This window comes from Parasedimentitalea maritima, assembly GCF_005771405.1.
Lineage (GTDB): Bacteria > Pseudomonadota > Alphaproteobacteria > Rhodobacterales > Rhodobacteraceae > Parasedimentitalea > Parasedimentitalea maritima.
Map to the genome: position 1 here is coordinate 243674 of NZ_VAUA01000006.1, position 17028 is coordinate 260701.

The following is a 17028-nucleotide window of genomic DNA, read 5'->3' on the forward strand; positions in this document are numbered from 1 at the left end:
CCCGTTTTCTAAGGCCACCCTGCCAAAGCAGCGATTTCCACTAAGCATGTTGTGACAAGCTTATTGCTTACTGTCAAGGTAACATGTTAACTGACATGTTATTGAGATGATACAGACAGGATAGCCGCAATGATGCATCCAATTTTTATTGGTATAGATGTGGGGACCGGCAGCGCCCGCGCTGGCGCCTTTGACCAAAACGGCAGGTTGATCGCGTCTTTTGCTGTTGAGATAGAAACATTCTACCCGCAGCCAGATTTTGTCGAACAGTCATCAACCAATATTTGGGAGGCCATTTGCAAAGCGACCCATGCAGTTTTATCCAATGCTGACATTACTGCTGAGCAGGTCAAAGGTATCGGGTTTGACGCGACCTGCTCTTTGGTGGCGCTAGATCAGGATTTTCAACCCATATCCATTAGCCCATCGGGCGACAACAAACGCAATATAGTCGTTTGGATGGATCATCGCGCCCTGTCTCAAACCGCCCGCATCAATGCCCAAAAACATCCAATCTTGCAGTTTACCGGCAACGTTATCTCTCCTGAAATGCAGATCCCAAAACTGTTGTGGCTAAAGGAAAATCTACCGAGCTTATTTGAAAAAACGGCGCACTTTTTCGATCTGCCCGATTGGTTGGTTCATCGCGCTACCGGGACCCAAACCCGATCCCTATGCAGTGCGACCTGCAAATGGACCTACCAGGGTAAAAATGGCTATTCCGGCGAAGGGTGGGACCGAGAATTCCTCAACTCAGTCGGGCTTGAGCCCTTGTTGCAGGACAATACCGCCAGAATTGGCAATCACTTTGCAGCACCCGGCGCGGCCATTGACACGGGCCTGACGGACGATGCCGCCAATGAATTAGGGTTGATCGCTGGCACCCCCGTCGCGGCCAGCTTGATTGATGCCTATGCAGGAGCCTTGGGTACGATGGGCGTTGAAGCCAAGACCCCCAAAGCCAGCAGCGCACGTGTGGCCCTGATTTCCGGCACCTCAGCCTGCCACATCACCACGACCTCTGAACCCCTATTTGTTCCAGGTGTTTGGGGACCTTACTTTTCAGTCCTGGGTCCGGATCAATGGGCAAATGAAGCCGGCCAATCCATGGCTGGTGCGTTGATTGATCGGGTCCTTGATGGTCATTCGGCGACCTCAAGTTTGCGACTGCAAGCTGACGAGCAAAAGATCAGCCTTTATGACCAGTTAGAACAGGTATTGGCAGAACAGGCCGGCTGTGATGCAGACACCCATACCCTCACCCGACATATTCATATTCAGCCAGATTTTCATGGCAACCGTGCGCCTCTGGCGGACCCTCTGCGTAAAGGTGCCATCACCGGTCTGACTAAGGACTGTGGCGTTACTGATCTAGCTTTACAATATCTCGCCGCACTACAGGCTTTGGCTTATGGCACCCGACAAATCATTGAAGCTATGAATGAAAAAGGTGCCGGTATAGACACAATTGTGGTCAGCGGTGGTCTGGCCCTCAATGCGCTTTACCTGCGCGAACATGCCGATGCTACTGGTCTGCGCATCTTGCAAACCACCACACAAGAACCGGTCCTACTGGGCAGCGCCATGCTGGCGGCAACTGCAGCAGGCCAATTTGACACCCTACAAGACGCCATGCGCGAAATGTGCGGACCTGCGCGAACAATCGCCCCACGCAGGGGTAAACCCCGCGCCTTTCATGACGCCAAATACGCGGTTTTTCTAAAAATGCAGACTGACTTCGCTGCATATCGCGACCTCATGACCTCCCCAGGAGACATTTAAATGGACACCCCTGAAATCCTATTGTTCGCCAGCGGTGACTTGCGTGACGGTGCAAATAAAACCTGTTGGCCCGCCCAAGCAGAATTAGAAACCGCCTTGACCAACGTCGTTGAGGCACGGGGCCGAAAACTCCGTCGTGCCCACTCTTTTGATGCCGCAGCAGGGCACGGGTTCTTGTCCTCACAAAGGGCTGGCATGGATGCTTTTGCCGGGATCGACCCCGATGCCCCACTTATCGTGGCCGAAGCCGTCTGGCAGTATTCTCACCACGTTTTACCTGGTCTGATGCACCATCGCGGGCCAATCCTGACCGTTGCCAACTGGTCTGGACAGTGGCCCGGTCTGGTTGGGATGTTGAACCTGAACGGATCCTTGACTAAGGCCGGTGTGTCCTACTCCACACTCTGGAGCGAGACCTTCGAAGATGATTTCTTCTTGGACAGGTTTGACGAATGGCTGACGACCGGCAGTGTCACCCATGATACGTCGCATGTTTGCGCATTCGATCCGACATCGCCAACCCCTACACAGATCGATGTAGCGAAGAACATTGCAGCAGACATACTCCGCAACAAAGTGATCCTGGGCGTTTTCGACGAAGGCTGCATGGGTATGTATAACGCCATTGTGCCTGATGCTCTGATGGCGCCACTTGGCATGTTCAAAGAACGCCTGTCGCAATCCACTCTCTATTACGAAACGACGCAGGTCACCGACACTGAGGCCGAAACGGTTCTGACTTGGCTGGAAAGCACTGGCATGCGGTTCCACTTCGGCAGTAATCCGGCAACAGAACTGACCCGCAATCAGGTATTGGATCAATGTCGTATGTATATCGCGGCCTGCCGTCTGGCAGATGACTTTGGCTGCGAAGCCATTGGCATCCAGTATCAGCAGGGTCTCAAAGACCTGTTGCCGGCCTCAGATCTGGTCGAGGGCATGTTGAACAATGACGACCGCCCCCCTGCCCTGACCCAAAGTGGCGCTGCCATACGGCCCGGGCGGGCCATTGTACATTTTAATGAGGTCGACGAATGCGCCGGGATAGATGGGATTTTGACCAATCGTGTGCACCGGGCCTTGGGGCAACCGGTGGAAACAACCCTACATGACATTCGGTGGGGCGATCAGGATCGCAGCGGAACTGTTGATGATTTTGTCTGGGTGTTTGAAATCTCAGGTGCAACCCCACCGGCCCATCACATCGACGGCTGGCGCGGAACCGAAAGCCTGCGTCAACCCGAGATGTATTTTCGACTAGGCGGCGGCACACTGAAAGGCATCGCCAAACCCGGAGATATTATCTGGTCCCGTCTGTTTGTCGAGGATGATGCCCTGTGCATGGATATTGGGCTTGGCTCGGTTGTGGCCCTGCCTGACGCAGAAACCCAGCGTCGCAGTCAGACCACCACACCACAATGGCCAATCATGCACGCGGTTTTGCATGGGGTTAGCCGTGATCAGCTGATGTCGCGTCACAAGGCCAACCACATTCAGGTGGCCTATGCCGTCAGTTCCAAGACGGCGCGTGATGCCGCACTGACCAAAGCCTCCCTCGCAACAGAGCTGGGCATCACAGTGTCATGGTGTGGCACTCCGATTTGAGAACAACGCCTGACCCTAACTTTGTCTCTATATTCAACATTAGAAAGCAATTACATGCCTCATATCCAACCGCCTGAATCCAGTATATTTGGTCTTTCGGCCGCTCTGGTTTCTCCCTTCGATTCAAATGGGAACGCAGACCTGGCCAAAACTGCCCAGCACGCCAAAACAGTGGTCGAAAATGGATGTGATGGTGTCACACTTTTTGGCACAACAGGCGAAGGATATGGCTTCTCTTTGCCAGAGCGGCGCGCCATTTTGACGGCCGTCGCCGAGGCATTACCTGACGGAGCACAAATTCATGCTGGTGTGCTGAACCCTTCCATTGACGATGCGGTAGGGTTCGCCCAAGCCGCCTATGAAGACGGCGCCGGTGGTCTCCTACTGGCGCCACCTTTCTTTATGAAAGATGTGGATGAGGACGGCCTATTCAACTGGTTCGGAACTGTATTCGAAAAAATTGGATCACCCCTCAGAAACGTAATTCTGTACCATATTCCTGCCCAGACGGCTGTGCCCCTCTCGGTCTCACTGGTGTCAAGATTACGCGCCGCCTACCCTGACGTTGTCACCGGCATCAAGGACAGTTCAGGGGATTGGGCAACAACAAAACGATTTCTTACGGCCCATGGAGACATTGCCGTTTTGGTGGGCGATGAACGGTTGTTGCCCAAGGCAATGAGCCATGGTGCTCAGGGGTCGATCTGCGGAACGGCCAACTTTATCCCCGATCTGTTGCGCCGGATCATTCATGAAGGGGGCGATGGAAAATTAGTATCCGAAATTGTCGAAGCTGTTGTTGCCCTTCCCGTAACCGCGGCAGTCAAGACACTGACTGCTCATGTCAATCGCGATGCAACCTTTGTACAAATTCGCCCCCCTTTGTCACCCTTGTCAGCCCCCCAGCGGCAAGCATTGATAGGCTCCTTCGAAGCATTGAGGATCACTGCGTAATTTCTACCAGGCATCGCCCCTGATCTCGATACATCTCACAGCTGGATCAGGGCCTTTTCGGTTTGTCATATGTGTGACATATCTGACCATACAAAACAGCGGCACGATGTTTTGTTTTTATGACCCTCAGTGCCGGAGAACTCGGATGTCACCTACTGATTCAAAGTCACTTTTGCAGGCGACGAAACCGAACAATCAGCGCGAACAAGCCTATGGAAGCTTTACACAGCATCTATTGGCTCGCAATCTTTACCCCGGACAATTTATCTCACAGCGTGAACTGGTTGAGTTGACAGGCCTTGGCCTGGGCGCAATCCGTGAACTTATTCCGCGTCTCGAGACCGAAGGGTTGATAAAGACCATCCCAAAACGCGGGATGCAAATTGCCCATGTAGATCTTAATTTGATCCGGGACGCCTTTGAGTTTCGTCTGTGTATCGAAACCGAAGCCGCAGCCCGTTTTGCACTGGATGCCACCAGCGATGAAATCGCTCAAATCCGAGCACAACATCAGGCAATCATTGAACAATGTCAGGAACCCGCCGCTTCTATTGATGCCCCTGCTGATTTCATTGCTCAGGCCCAAGCTGTTGATTGGGGGTTTCACACAACAGTGGTTGATGCACTTGGCAACCGGATCATTAGCGATGCCTACCGGGTCAATATGATCAAAATTCGACTGATCAAGCAGGAACAGACGCAGCTCAGACCATCGGTTCTGCTGCCCACAATGCTGGAACATATGGACGTCATCGACGCGATGGAGACCCGTAACTCTGAACAGGCAACAGCATTGATGCGCAAACATATTATCGGCGCCCGCAACCGGGCTTTAGAAAAGCGGTAGCCACCACACCAGGTCTTTAGTTGGTGAATGAGAGCCCCAGGGCATTAGCTTCACCGCCCTGTTTTCTGACTTTTTTCGTTGACCCATCTGTTTTCCTCGTCTAGCCGGTCCCTATGCAGGGGAGTCCCACCTAAGGGACTGAGAGGCGTTCAGGACATCTGTCCGGTGGCGCGACCCTTTGAACCTGACCCAGTTGACACTGGCGTAGGAAGCGAGGCGCGCGACGGGCCGGGATCAATCCCCCAACCTTCATTCGCCTAACTGGGGGACTCTGTCCCCTTGTTTCCAGCCAAACCTCATCTGGTGTTTTTTTGAGACTTGAGCTTGAGGAGCGCCAAAATGAATATCCCTAACCCAAAAATTACCTCCGGGAACCTGCCGGCATCGCGCAAGATTTACGTAGATGGATCGCTGCACAGCGACATCCGCGTCCCAATGCGTGAAATTTCGGTGCACCCAACCGCAGGTGAAGCCCCCCTTCCGGTCTATGATACGTCCGGGCCTTACACCGATATGAATGTAGAGACGGATATCCGCCAGGGTCTGAACCCGCTGCGCCAAAACTGGATCCGGGCGCGCAACGATGTTGAAGAATATGACGGCAGGGACATAGAACCCGCCGATAATGGCTTTGTAGAAGGGGACCGACTGACGCCGGAATTCCCAATCCGCCCGCGCCCGCTCCGCGCTAAGGACGGTCAGGCCGTGACCCAATTGGCCTATGCCCGCGCAGGACTCGTCACCCCCGAAATGGAATTCATCGCAATCCGCGAAAACCAACTGCGTGAGACTACGCCCATCCCCCGCGATGGTCACGACTGGGGGGCAAACATCCCCGATTACGTCACCCCTGAATTTGTGCGTGATGAGGTTGCCGCAGGTCGTGCGATCATCCCTGCCAATATCAACCACCCTGAAAGTGAACCGATGATCATCGGGCGCAATTTTCTGGTGAAAATCAATGCCAACATGGGGACCTCGGCTGTCACCTCTTCGATGGAAGAAGAAGTGGACAAGATGGTTTGGTCCATTCGCTGGGGCGCAGATACGGTGATGGATCTCTCAACCGGGCGTAACATCCACAACACCCGTGAATGGATTGTCCGCAACAGCCCGGTGCCAATCGGTACAGTCCCGATGTATCAGGCCCTGGAAAAGGTCAATGGCATTGCCGAAGATCTGACATGGGAAGTATTCCGCGATACGCTGATCGAACAGGCCGAACAGGGCGTAGACTATTTCACCATCCATGCCGGTGTACGCCTGCATATGGTGCCGATGACCGTGAACCGGGTGACGGGAATTGTGTCACGTGGTGGTTCTATCATGGCCAAATGGTGCCTGCATCATCACCGTGAATCATTTTTGTATGAACACTTCGACGAGATCTGTGACATCTGCCGCGCATATGATGTGGCCTTTAGTCTTGGCGACGGTTTGCGCCCCGGTTCCCTTGCGGATGCCAATGACGAAGCCCAGTTCGCTGAGCTGGAAACTCTGGGGGAACTGACCAAAATCGCCTGGGCAAAAGATTGTCAGGTGATGATCGAAGGTCCAGGCCATGTCGCCATGCACAAGATCAAAGAGAACATGGATAAGCAGCTGGAATGCTGCGACGAAGCGCCGTTTTACACATTGGGGCCGCTGACCACCGATATTGCGCCGGGCTATGACCACATCACCAGTGGTATTGGCGCCGCGATGATTGGTTGGTTCGGCTGTGCAATGCTGTGTTATGTGACGCCCAAAGAACACCTTGGCCTGCCGGATCGGGATGATGTGAAAACCGGCGTGATCACCTACAAAATCGCGGCCCATGCGGCAGATTTGGCCAAGGGATTGCCGGGTGCCCAACGACGCGACGACGCCCTGTCACGTGCGCGGTTTGAATTCCGCTGGGAGGATCAGTTCAACCTGTCGCTTGACCCGGACACCGCACGCGAATTCCATGACCAAACCCTGCCAAAACAGGCCCATAAGGTTGCGCATTTTTGTTCCATGTGCGGACCCAAATTCTGTTCAATGCGCATCTCTCACGACATCCGCGCCGAGGCGCAGAAAGAGGGAATGGAAGCGATGGCGGCCAAGTTCCGCCACGGTGGTGATCTGTATCTGCCGATCGAGGACAACGACACATGATCACCATAGCTGGGGGCGGGCTTGCGGGTCTGGCCTCGGCCTATGAACTTGCCCGGCGTGAGGCATCCGTGCGCGTGTTTGATCCGGGCGATTGTCCCGGCTCCAACAGTGTCGCGCGGTTTGCCGGCGGCATGCTGGCCCCATGGTGTGAAGGGGAAAGCGCCGAGGATGAAGTTGTAACACTTGGCGCATTGGCAGCCGATTGGTGGGCGCAAGTTACGCCTGTCTGCCGAAGAGGCACTTTGGTCGTGGCCTCGCCGCGTGATACGCCTGATCTGACCCGCTTTGCCCGCCGCACCAGTGCCCACCGACCGGTCAAAGGGGCCGAAATTAGCGAATTGGAACCGGCTTTATCAGGCCGGTTCCAACACGGTCTGTTCTTTGAAGGCGAGGCACATCTTGATCCGCGGCGGGCATTGCGGGATTTGGCTCAGTCCCTTCAGGATATGGGTGTTGAACTGCTGTATGACACGCCAACACCAGCGCTAGTTGACCTTGATTGCACCGGTATGGCTGCTGATTTGCCTGACCTGCGTCCTGTGCGCGGTGAAATGGCGATCCTGCATTGCCCAGAAATCGAGATCACCCGAACCCTACGACTCCTACATCCGCGCATGCCGCTTTACCTCGTCCCACGCGGCGATGGTCATTACATGATCGGCGGCACCATGATCGAAAGCTCCTCTACCCGGCCGCCCTCCCTACGATCCCTGACAGAGCTGTTATCAGCCGCCTTTACCCTGCACCCGGCCTTTGCCGAGGCCAGCGTTGTCGAGATTGGCGCAGGCCTGCGCCCCGCCTTCCCCGATAACCTGCCACGTATCATCACTCATAACGGCAGGTTGCACCTGAACGGTTTCTACCGCCACGGATTCCTTTTGGCACCCGCAATGGCCGCCCGGTTGGCCGATCAAATCTTCCCAGGAGGTAAGCGATGAAAATCACTGTAAATGCCCAAGACCATGAGGTCGCCAGCACAACCCTTGCCGCTGTTCTTTTGGAGTTGGAAATTACAAAGCCAGCCATCGCGACCGCGCTAAACAGCGTCTTTGTCCCTCGCGAAGAACGGCCAGCAACAACATTAAGTGAAGGGGACCGGATCGAAATTCTGGCTCCCATGCAGGGTGGTTGACATGCAAATTTATGATACAGAAATCAACTCGCGGCTGCTGGTGGGGACTGCGCAATATCCCTCACCTGCCGTTCTGGTGGATGCGATCAACAGCTGTCGCTGCGAAATCGTCACCGTTTCCCTACGCCGCGAAAATGCTGATGGGTCAGGTACTGGTTTTTGGGATACCTTACGCCAGACGGGAACCCGGATACTGCCCAACACGGCAGGATGCCATTCAGTGCAGGAGGCGGTGACCACCGCCCAAATGGCGCGTGAGCTGTTTAGGACCAACTGGATCAAACTTGAAGTCATTGGCCACGCCGACAACTTACAGCCCGACGTATTTGGACTCGTCGAAGCAGCGCGTATTCTCTGCGCCCAGGGGTTTCAAGTGTTCCCTTACACCACCGATGATCTGGTAGTTGGTGAAAAACTGCTAGAGGCCGGCTGCGAGGTGCTGATGCCCTGGGGTGCTCCTATCGGATCTGGTCAGGGGCTGCGTAATCCCGATGCTTTGCGGGGTATGCGCGCACATTTCCCCAATGTGCCGCTGATCGTCGATGCCGGAATTGGACGCCCATCTGATGCCTGTCAGGCAATGGAACTGGGCATGGACGCGGTGCTACTAAACACCGCCATCGCCAAGGCCGGGGACCCGGCAGCCATGGCACAAGCGATGGCACAGGCAGTCGATGCAGGACGAGCTGGCTACCTTGCCGATCCAATGGAGCGACGCAATATGGCAATCCCTTCAACCCCGATACTTGGAATGGCAGAGTTGGCGTAATGGAACGGTTTTATCTGATTGCGGGCCATGTAGCCCAAGTCGAATTGTTGGTGCCACAGGGCGTCAAACTGGTGCAGCTTAGAATAAAGGATCAACCCAAAGCCGAAGTGACACGACAGATCGCTCGTGCCCGCGACTTCTGCGCCGTACATGGCGCGCAACTGGTGGTAAATGACTATTGGCAGGCGGCGCTGGATTTGCGCTGCAGTTTTGTCCACCTTGGGCAGGAAGACATGGAAACGGCTGACCTGGCCGCCCTGCGTCGAGCTGGTATACGTTACGGTCTGTCCACCCATGACGAGACCGAACTAGACCGTGCACTATCCCATGATCCCACTTACGTGGCCCTTGGACCGGTCTATCCCACCCTGCTCAAGAAAATGAAATGGGGTCCACAGGGGTTAGACCGGGTAGCCCAGTGGAAGGCAATGGCAGGGGCAACACCGTTGGTAGCAATTGGCGGGATGACACCTGAACGTCTGCCTGGTGTATTTGCTGCCGGTGCCGATAGTGTTGCCGTTGTAACTGACATCCAGACCGCAAATGACCCCGAGGCCCGCACCCGCGAGTGGATCAGGACATGCGCATTATGAACAACATATTGGCTATCGCTGGTACGGACAGCAGCGGTGGCGCGGGCCTAACCCGTGACTCCGCAACAGCTCAGGAATTGGGATTTAGGGTTAAGCCCGTAGTGACGTCGGTAACGGTTCAAACCGATAAGTCGTTTATAGACAGCCATGCCGTCCCACCCCCTGTCATCAAGGCACAACTTGAAGCAGCCCTACAGGGTACAAAACCTGCCGCTGTTAAAATTGGAATGTTGGGAACAGCGGAGACCGCCGGTACCGTATTAAGCTCGCTGTCTGGTTATTGCGGCCCCGTCATCCTAGATCCGGTTCTTAAATCCAGCTCGGGCGGTACCCTCTTTTCCGGCCGAGACATCTACAGGCTTTTTGCCATCACCACAGTTTTAACGCCCAACTTAGACGAAGCTGCCATCTTGACCAGCCGCGCCAAGGCCAGCGATGAAGATGAGGTCAAAAAACAGGCTGAAATTTTACTGGCTCAGGGGGCCGCGGCTGTTCTGATCAAAGGCGGCCATGCAGATGGCTTTGACTGTGTTGATCATGTTTTTAGTCCAGAGCACCATGTCAGACTTGTCGCCCCGAGATTGACCCAAGCCAAACGTGGTACCGGCTGCACGCTGTCAACCGCTATCGCCTGTAATCTTGCCTCCGGGCATAACTTGTCAGAAGCATGTCGCTTGGCCAAAGACTATGTTCACCAATGGCTACAGCGCTAATTTGAGTGCAGGTCAAGCATCTATAAAATGGTCTTAAATACAATCTGGCCGCCACGAAGTTAAACGCAGCGGCCAAGTGTCATAGATCGTTTTGCTGCAGTTAGAACAGTGTCACGGCACCAACGTCTGTTGGCACTGGCGCTGGTTTCGCCGCTGCGCGTTCCTGCTCGCCCAAACGGCGATCGTTCTCAACGCGGGTTTGTTGCGCATTGCCGGTCACAGGATGGAATCGCACCCTGCGGGCAGAGGTGCCTCCTACGCTGGATGATACACACGAAATCCCTTCATCACGCAGAAACCGTTGCACAAATTCAGCATTCGACAGACCGATGTCAGACAGGTTGGCTGACATCTTTGCACCGCCAAAAACCTTAGCCTTCAAATGTTGTCGCGTCGCCCCTTTCTTGAGCACGCCGTTGATCAACAGTTCCATGGCATGAACGCCATAGCGCGCATTTTTGCTGTCCTGGCTGCTGGTGCTGGGCAACAGAAAATGATTCATCCCACCTACACCATTTTCGGCGTCATAAAGACAGGCCGCGATGCAGGATCCCAGCACGGTAGAAAACATAACCGTTGGGCTGTTCGACACACGGTATTCACCCTGCAGAACTGTGACTGAAGAAGTGTTTGCAAATACAGAGCTCAAAGCGGCTTCCTTCCTGTTATAAGTTCAGGCCTTGCAGGCTTGAAGTAGTGTGCCGGCCATACGGGCCAGGGACACTTGTTTTTGTGCGGCGCCGTTCTGCCACGCAACGCGCGGCATCCCGTAAACAACCGAGCTTTTTTCGTCTTGGGCAAAGGTGGTGGCCCCAGCCTTGCGAAGTTCTAGCAATCCTCTTGCACCATCTTGCCCCATTCCGGTTAAGATTGTTGCTACAACATTTTTGGCAAATGGCACTGCAGAGCTGAAAAGAGCGTCAACAGAAGGTGTATGCCCAGAAATCGGTGGGCCTTCTTTGAGTCGGGTGCGATGGGGTTTGCGTGGTGTCAGGCCAAGGTGTAACGACTGACCGGCAGCGATATGTACGGTTCCGGGTTGCAGCTGAATACTATCCTGGGCGGCCACAACGGATGCGGCACAGATCCGGTTTAACAGCGCCACCAATCCAGGGCCAAAATTCTTGCCGGTATGTTGGACAATCACTGTTGGTGGGCAGTTCGCAGGAAACCCAACCAAAAGGCTGCGCAGCGCTTCGACCCCACCGGTTGATGATCCAATGAGGATGATTTTGTCCGTAGTACTAGCGGGAGCCTTAGTGCCATTCATGGCGGGGCCACGGCCACTCGCTGTGCGACGTGGGGCTTTTACCATCATGTCAAAATACTGCACAAACTGAACGGGATGATCAGACTTGCTCAGTTCAAAAATCCCGGCACCGCGATCCAGCAAAGGGTTCGATTTGCGCGCTGGTGCTTCCGAATGGCTGTCCATCACAGAAACCCAGCGGGTATCCAGCGCAGAAAACAGCGCCATCATCATTTCAAATTCTGGTAACTTAGTGAAACCATCTTCGATAAAGGCAAAGGTTGGTTGTACCGATTCAGCCTGATTATAGGCCGTCATCAAATTGTTGGCCAAAAGAACCTGCATACCAGGATAAGCAGATTCCATGTGGCTTTGCAAAGTTCTAGCAAAGCTGCGGTCCGTAGTTACGATCAATAGGCTTAAAGAAGACAAAGGTTTACCCATTCATAATTGCTCGGTTGAACGACAACCTGTTTCAGGAAGCCCGCGCCGACTACAAACCTGGGTAAGACCCAGATTTTTGTGCCCGGCGCGGGCTGGGATTAAAAGTCCTGCCAAACCTTGGAGGATCCAAGGTCACCATTGGCAGCTGCGGCAAGGGGCTGCGTTTCGGGCTCCATGTCCCAATCCGAGCCATGTGCCGATGGCGCGTTGAACTCGACGACGCTGTCCTCTGCAGGCGCTTGCTGGTTGCCGTCGATGTTAAAGTGCGACACCAGTTTGGCCAGTTTGTTGGCATCGGTATTCAGCAGGTGACTGGCGGCGGTGGCCTCTTCCACCATGGCAGCGTTTTGTTGGGTCACCTGGTCCAGCTGTGTCACGCCGAGGTTAATCTCACCCAGACCTGTGGACTGTTCAGATGTGCCAACTGCCATTTCGGACACCAGTTGCGAAATATGGCTCACCCGCTCCACAATGCTGTTCAGCGCTGTGCCGGCTTTGCCAACCAGATCAACACCCTGTTCGACCTGTTTCGAGCTGTCGCCGATCAGTGTCTTGATCTCCATCGCGGCATCCGAGGAGCGCTGCGCCAGGGCGCGCACTTCGGAAGCCACCACGGCAAACCCACGGCCAGCTTCGCCCGCCCGGGCCGCCTCGACCCCAGCGTTTAGCGCCAGCAGATTGGTCTGGAAGGCAATATCATCAATGACGCTGATGATCTGGCTGATATGGCGGGCCGAGTCCTCAATTTCAGTCATCGCTGACACCGCGTTTTGCACCACTGTTCCACTGGCTTCTGCTTCGGATTTAGCCTCGTTGACGATCCCTTCAACGCTGCGGGCCCCTTCTGACGCGGATTTGACGCTGGTGGTCATCTCCTCCAGTGCCGCGGCTGTCTGTTCCAGCGTTGCCGCCTGACTTTCAGTCCGCTGAGACAGATCATCCGACGCCTGGCTGATCTCCGTCGCGCCGTTGCGAATGCTGTCAGCTGAGTTGATGACATCAGAGATTGTTGAGCTGAGTGTTGTCAGGGTCCGGTTGAAGTCACTGCGCAGCTGTTCGTGATCTGCCGGGAAGGGCTCTGTCAGCGGTTTTGAGAAGTCACCCTTGGCCAGGTCAACCAACCCGTGGCTGAGTTTTTCCACCACATCATGCTGTTCACGCTGCTGTTCAGCACGCTCTTCCTCAGCGCCGCGTGCGCGTTTCAAATCATCCCGCAAACTGGCCAGTGCCTTCCCGATTTTCCCGAGTTCGTCTTTACGATCTGCGGAGGGGATATCGCTGTCCAATTCACCGGCGGCCACACCGTCCATGCTTTCGCAGATCTTGGTGATCGGGCGCGTGATGGTACGGATGGTGAACAATGCGATAAGCATCAAGGCTAGCCCGGCCAGGGCCACGCCAATCAGAATATTGCGGGTCAAAATCTGCGAAGCAAGGAGAGGAGCCTGAATGTTTTCGCGTACTTCTAGGACGCCGCGCACATCGCCAATTTCCCAATCGGCCTTGGGCGTGTCGGGGTGGGCATTGTGGCAGGATACGCAGCCTTCTGCGACCATTGGATCAGCGACTGCAACGCGCAGGTAGGTTTCGCCGTTTTCGATCTCCTGCCGCTTGAATGTTCCATCGGGATTGGCGCTTAAATACTCCCAGGCGTCTTGCATGAAGCTGTCCATTTCACGCTCTGCCCGACCAGGGAAGGGGAAGGCACTATAGAGCGATAAGCTGGTGCCCTGTTCGGCGAGGAGTGCGTTGACATCATGCACAAATGTAGCGGGAAGGGGGATCACGCTGGGGTCATTGGCATGATCAATCCCTGCGGACATATCCGCAGATTGCTTTACATCTTTGATTACATTTCTTGTGTAATATCCGCGGATTGCCTTGATTTGATTGACCACTCCCGTTGCGGAAGTGGTGGCAAAATCAATGGTGTTTTTTTCAAGAATTCGAGGAATGGATAGCCAGGCAATGCCAAGGCACAAGAGTATGAAAAGTGGGATTGGAAAGGTCAATCTAAAGGCAATCGACTTAAGCATCTTCTGCATGTCTGGCGCTCCATCTTAGCCAAACCGGTACCACATCCATTCTGGCCGCAGAACGGTGTCGTTCTGAGCGGGTACGTTTTCGGCTCACATCATATTTGGGGAGTGCAGAAGTAGAGTAATTCTCTTACTCTTCGATTAAGCTATCGCAAATTTGACCGCTGTCAGAATAAGAACTGCACCACGGACCCTTGTGTTCGGGACGTGATGCAATCCTTAGTGATCTGAGATTAATAGTCTTTCCAGATATCAGCTGTACTTGATGTTGCATTGACTGTTTTTTTCTCAGGCAGGTCGTCTGGAACAGTGTCCCAACTGTCTCCATGAGCCGTTGGTGGAGCAACCTCATCGGCGTCTAGATTGCGCGAAGAAGAAGCCTGTTTTTCATCAATGGTGAAATGGGCCACCAGATGGGACAGTTTGCTGGCGTCGGTGTTCAGCAAATGACTGGCGGCGGTGGCCTCTTCCACCATAGCAGCATTTTGTTGAGTCACTTGATCCAACTGGGTCACACCAATGTTGATTTCAGCCAGACCCGTGGACTGCTCTGTTGACCCAACGGCCATTTCGGAAACCAGCTGCGAGATGTGACCAACCCTGTCCACAATGCTAATCAGCGCTGTGCCTGCCTTGCCGACCAGTTCAACGCCTTCTTCCACTTGTTTCGAACTGTCGCCGATTAGGGTTTTGATTTCCATGGCAGCGTCCGAGGAGCGCTGGGCAAGAGCCCGCACTTCAGAGGCAACAACCGCAAAGCCACGACCTGCTTCGCCGGCACGGGCAGCCTCGACACCCGCGTTGAGCGCAAGTAAATTGGTCTGGAATGCGATGTCATCGATGACGCTGATGATTTGACTGATATGGCGGGCCGAGTCCTCGATTCCCGTCATTGCAGTCACCGCGTTTTGGACCACTTTGTCGCTTTCCACGGCCTCATCTCTGGCTTCGTTGACGATGTTTTCCACACTCAAGGCGCCTTCCGCCGCAGATTTGACACTTGCGGTCATTTCCTCAAGTGCAGCCGCGGTTTGTTCCAGAGTTGCGGCCTGGCTTTCAGTGCGTCGGGACAGATCATCAGAGGCCTGACTGATTTCAGTTGCACCGTTGCGGATGCTGTCGGAGGAACCGATGACCTCAACTATGGTTGAACTCAGGGTCTTCAGAGTTCGGTTGAAATCACTTCTCAATTGTTCATGGCCTTCTGGGAAGGGTTCGATCAGTGGTTTTGTGAAGTCGCCGTCGGCCAGGTTGACCAGCCCATGGCTCAACTTGTCGACCATATTGCGTTGCTCCTCCTGCTGGACCGCAAGTTGGGTTTGCGCAGCTGATGCAGCTTTTAGGTCAGCTTTAAAGCCTTCCAGAGTGACGGCGATGGTGCCGAATTCATCTCCGGCCTCGGTGCCCGCAACCTCGCTGTCGTAATCTTGATCTGCAATGCGTTCCACGCTTTGGGCCAATGCTCCAACTCGGCGGGCAATGCCGCGGGCAGCAAACCAAGAAAGAAGCGCAACGATCAGCGAAACCACCAAGACCTGAACGACGGATGATTGCAGCATTTCGTGTTCGGAGACGAGGGCTTCTGTACTATCGATTTCGAGAACAATGCCCCAGGTTTTTCCATCGAATGTGAAAGGAATAGATTCAGCCTCGACCGATTGCCCTTTCAGCCCTGTCACGCCTGAGAGCGCATGGTGACCTTCAAGGAATGATTCCTCAATTTGAGGCAAGTTGGGCAAAGCATCCAAAATCTGGTGACCTTCTGGATGAGGTGACGCGGTCAATGCGACACCATCACCACGCACCAGATACACCAGCCCGGTTTCACCTAGAATATCCGATTGGGACAAGATTTCGGCCATGTGGTCAATTGGGATTTGCAGCACAAAGACACCCAACAATTCGCCGTTGCGAATGACAGGGGTAGAAATAAACATGGCAGGTGCACCATGACTCGGCGCATATGCGTCCATACTGGTAAAGTGCACCTCACCCCTTTGCAGAGTTATGGCCGATTGAAATGCTTCGCCAAGTCCCGAGGAACTATAAAGCCCAGTTTGGAAGTTCGTCGCAAAATCATCTTCTTTAAACACTGAGTAAACAAGATCCCCATTAGGGTTCAAAAGGAAGAGATCATAGTAATGCAATTCGCGTTGGAAACTTTGGAAACCCAAGTGATATTGTTCATGCAGGTCGGACCAAAGCGACTGATCAGAAGCCTTAAGAAGTTCGTCCTTTTTACCAAGCGGATTTGGGTTATCTGCGATATAGGCGGTGCGGAGATGCTCACCAGCTCTGTCACCCAGTTGTTGCCAGGCCGTATCGAATTCAATTAGCGCGGTTTCCACACTGTTGCTTTCACTTAGGGCGCGGGTTTCAGTTTCTAACCGTTCAAGCCAATCGCTAAGAGCGTGTTCCCGTTCGGACAGCAAAGTGTAGAAAGCAGCTTCGCGGTCAGCCTTAAGCACTGTCCGGGTCTGCCAAGCATACATAACACCTGACGCCATGGTTAGTAGGATTGTTGGCAGAGCAATCAACAGAGGCAGCTTTTTACTCAGCTTTAGTCTCTTCCACAGTGTGAATATGCTGGTCATGATCGCGGATCTCTCATCAAAAGGTTACTTTTTAAGCGGCCGAACAAAAAAAGGGGGGCCTGCACTCATGCTGCCCAAAATATGTTTCGGGTGCGTTAAGTTGGGAGAATTTTGTGAATAAACTTCAATTATAGATTGCAAGCAGGAGTTTGCGCTATGGGATGCTCG

The 17028-nt window shown here is 54.1% G+C and carries 14 protein-coding genes and 1 riboswitch; of the genes, 10 read left to right on the forward strand and 4 right to left on the reverse strand.

Translation table 11 applies throughout. The features are described from left to right. Positions 1 to 129 precede the first annotated feature (129 nt). From FEE96_RS13565 to thiD, 10 genes are all read left to right on the forward strand, one after another. Complete coding sequence (locus FEE96_RS13565) at positions 130 to 1782, forward strand: FGGY-family carbohydrate kinase (protein WP_138163635.1); 1653 nt, start codon at positions 130 to 132, stop codon at positions 1780 to 1782. Next, a complete protein-coding gene (locus FEE96_RS13570) occupies positions 1783 to 3387 on the forward strand; it encodes a fucose isomerase (RefSeq protein ID WP_138163636.1) in 1605 nt (534 codons plus the stop codon). A 54-nt stretch (positions 3388 to 3441) separates the two neighbouring features. After that, positions 3442 to 4341 (forward strand): dihydrodipicolinate synthase family protein, encoded by a 900-nt coding sequence (locus tag FEE96_RS13575; RefSeq protein WP_138163637.1) that lies wholly within the window; start codon positions 3442 to 3444, stop codon positions 4339 to 4341. 145 nt (positions 4342 to 4486) lie between these two features. Continuing rightward, a complete protein-coding gene (locus FEE96_RS13580) occupies positions 4487 to 5188 on the forward strand; it encodes a GntR family transcriptional regulator (protein ID WP_138163638.1) in 702 nt (233 codons plus the stop codon). A gap of 107 nt (positions 5189 to 5295) precedes the next feature. Next, a riboswitch (TPP riboswitch) is annotated at positions 5296 to 5416 on the forward strand. Positions 5417 to 5527: 111 nt separating this feature from the next. Further along, positions 5528 to 7327 (forward strand): phosphomethylpyrimidine synthase ThiC, encoded by a 1800-nt coding sequence (thiC, locus tag FEE96_RS13585; protein ID WP_138163639.1) that lies wholly within the window; start codon positions 5528 to 5530, stop codon positions 7325 to 7327. After that, entirely contained in the window at positions 7324 to 8265 is a 942-nt protein-coding gene (locus FEE96_RS13590) for an FAD-dependent oxidoreductase (RefSeq protein WP_138163640.1), read from the forward strand. The genes thiC and FEE96_RS13590 overlap by 4 nt, the downstream gene beginning before the upstream one ends. Next, positions 8262 to 8459, forward strand: coding sequence for a sulfur carrier protein ThiS (gene thiS / locus FEE96_RS13595; RefSeq protein WP_138163642.1), 198 nt, complete (start codon positions 8262 to 8264; stop codon positions 8457 to 8459). Before FEE96_RS13590 ends, thiS begins: the two co-directional genes overlap by 4 nt. Before the next feature lies 1 nt (position 8460). After that, positions 8461 to 9228 carry a thiazole synthase gene (locus FEE96_RS13600; RefSeq protein WP_138163643.1) on the forward strand — a complete coding sequence of 256 codons (768 nt, stop codon included), beginning with the start codon at positions 8461 to 8463 and terminating at the stop codon, positions 9226 to 9228. Then, positions 9228 to 9821, forward strand: a complete 594-nt coding sequence (locus FEE96_RS13605; protein WP_138163645.1) for a thiamine phosphate synthase — start codon at positions 9228 to 9230, stop codon at positions 9819 to 9821. Before FEE96_RS13600 ends, FEE96_RS13605 begins: the two co-directional genes overlap by 1 nt. Further along, a complete protein-coding gene (thiD, locus tag FEE96_RS13610; protein ID WP_138163647.1) occupies positions 9818 to 10534 on the forward strand; it encodes a bifunctional hydroxymethylpyrimidine kinase/phosphomethylpyrimidine kinase in 717 nt (238 codons plus the stop codon). Before FEE96_RS13605 ends, thiD begins: the two co-directional genes overlap by 4 nt. 100 nt (positions 10535 to 10634) lie before the next feature. Here the strand turns inward: thiD and FEE96_RS13615 are convergent, their stop codons facing one another. The 4 genes from FEE96_RS13615 to FEE96_RS13630 all read right to left on the reverse strand — a co-directional run bounded on the left by FEE96_RS13615 (position 10635) and on the right by FEE96_RS13630 (position 16860). Next, a complete protein-coding gene (locus FEE96_RS13615; RefSeq protein WP_138163649.1) occupies positions 10635 to 11183 on the reverse strand; it encodes a chemotaxis protein CheD in 549 nt (182 codons plus the stop codon). 24 nt (positions 11184 to 11207) lie between these two features. Next, complete coding sequence (locus FEE96_RS13620) at positions 11208 to 12149, reverse strand: CheB methylesterase domain-containing protein (RefSeq protein ID WP_138163651.1); 942 nt, start codon at positions 12147 to 12149, stop codon at positions 11208 to 11210. A 176-nt stretch (positions 12150 to 12325) separates the two neighbouring features. Next, a complete protein-coding gene (locus FEE96_RS13625) occupies positions 12326 to 14272 on the reverse strand; it encodes a methyl-accepting chemotaxis protein (RefSeq protein ID WP_171021705.1) in 1947 nt (648 codons plus the stop codon). A 227-nt stretch (positions 14273 to 14499) separates the two neighbouring features. Next, positions 14500 to 16860 carry a methyl-accepting chemotaxis protein gene (locus tag FEE96_RS13630; RefSeq protein WP_171021706.1) on the reverse strand — a complete coding sequence of 787 codons (2361 nt, stop codon included), beginning with the start codon at positions 16858 to 16860 and terminating at the stop codon, positions 14500 to 14502. Between the last annotated feature and the right edge of the window lie 168 nt (positions 16861 to 17028).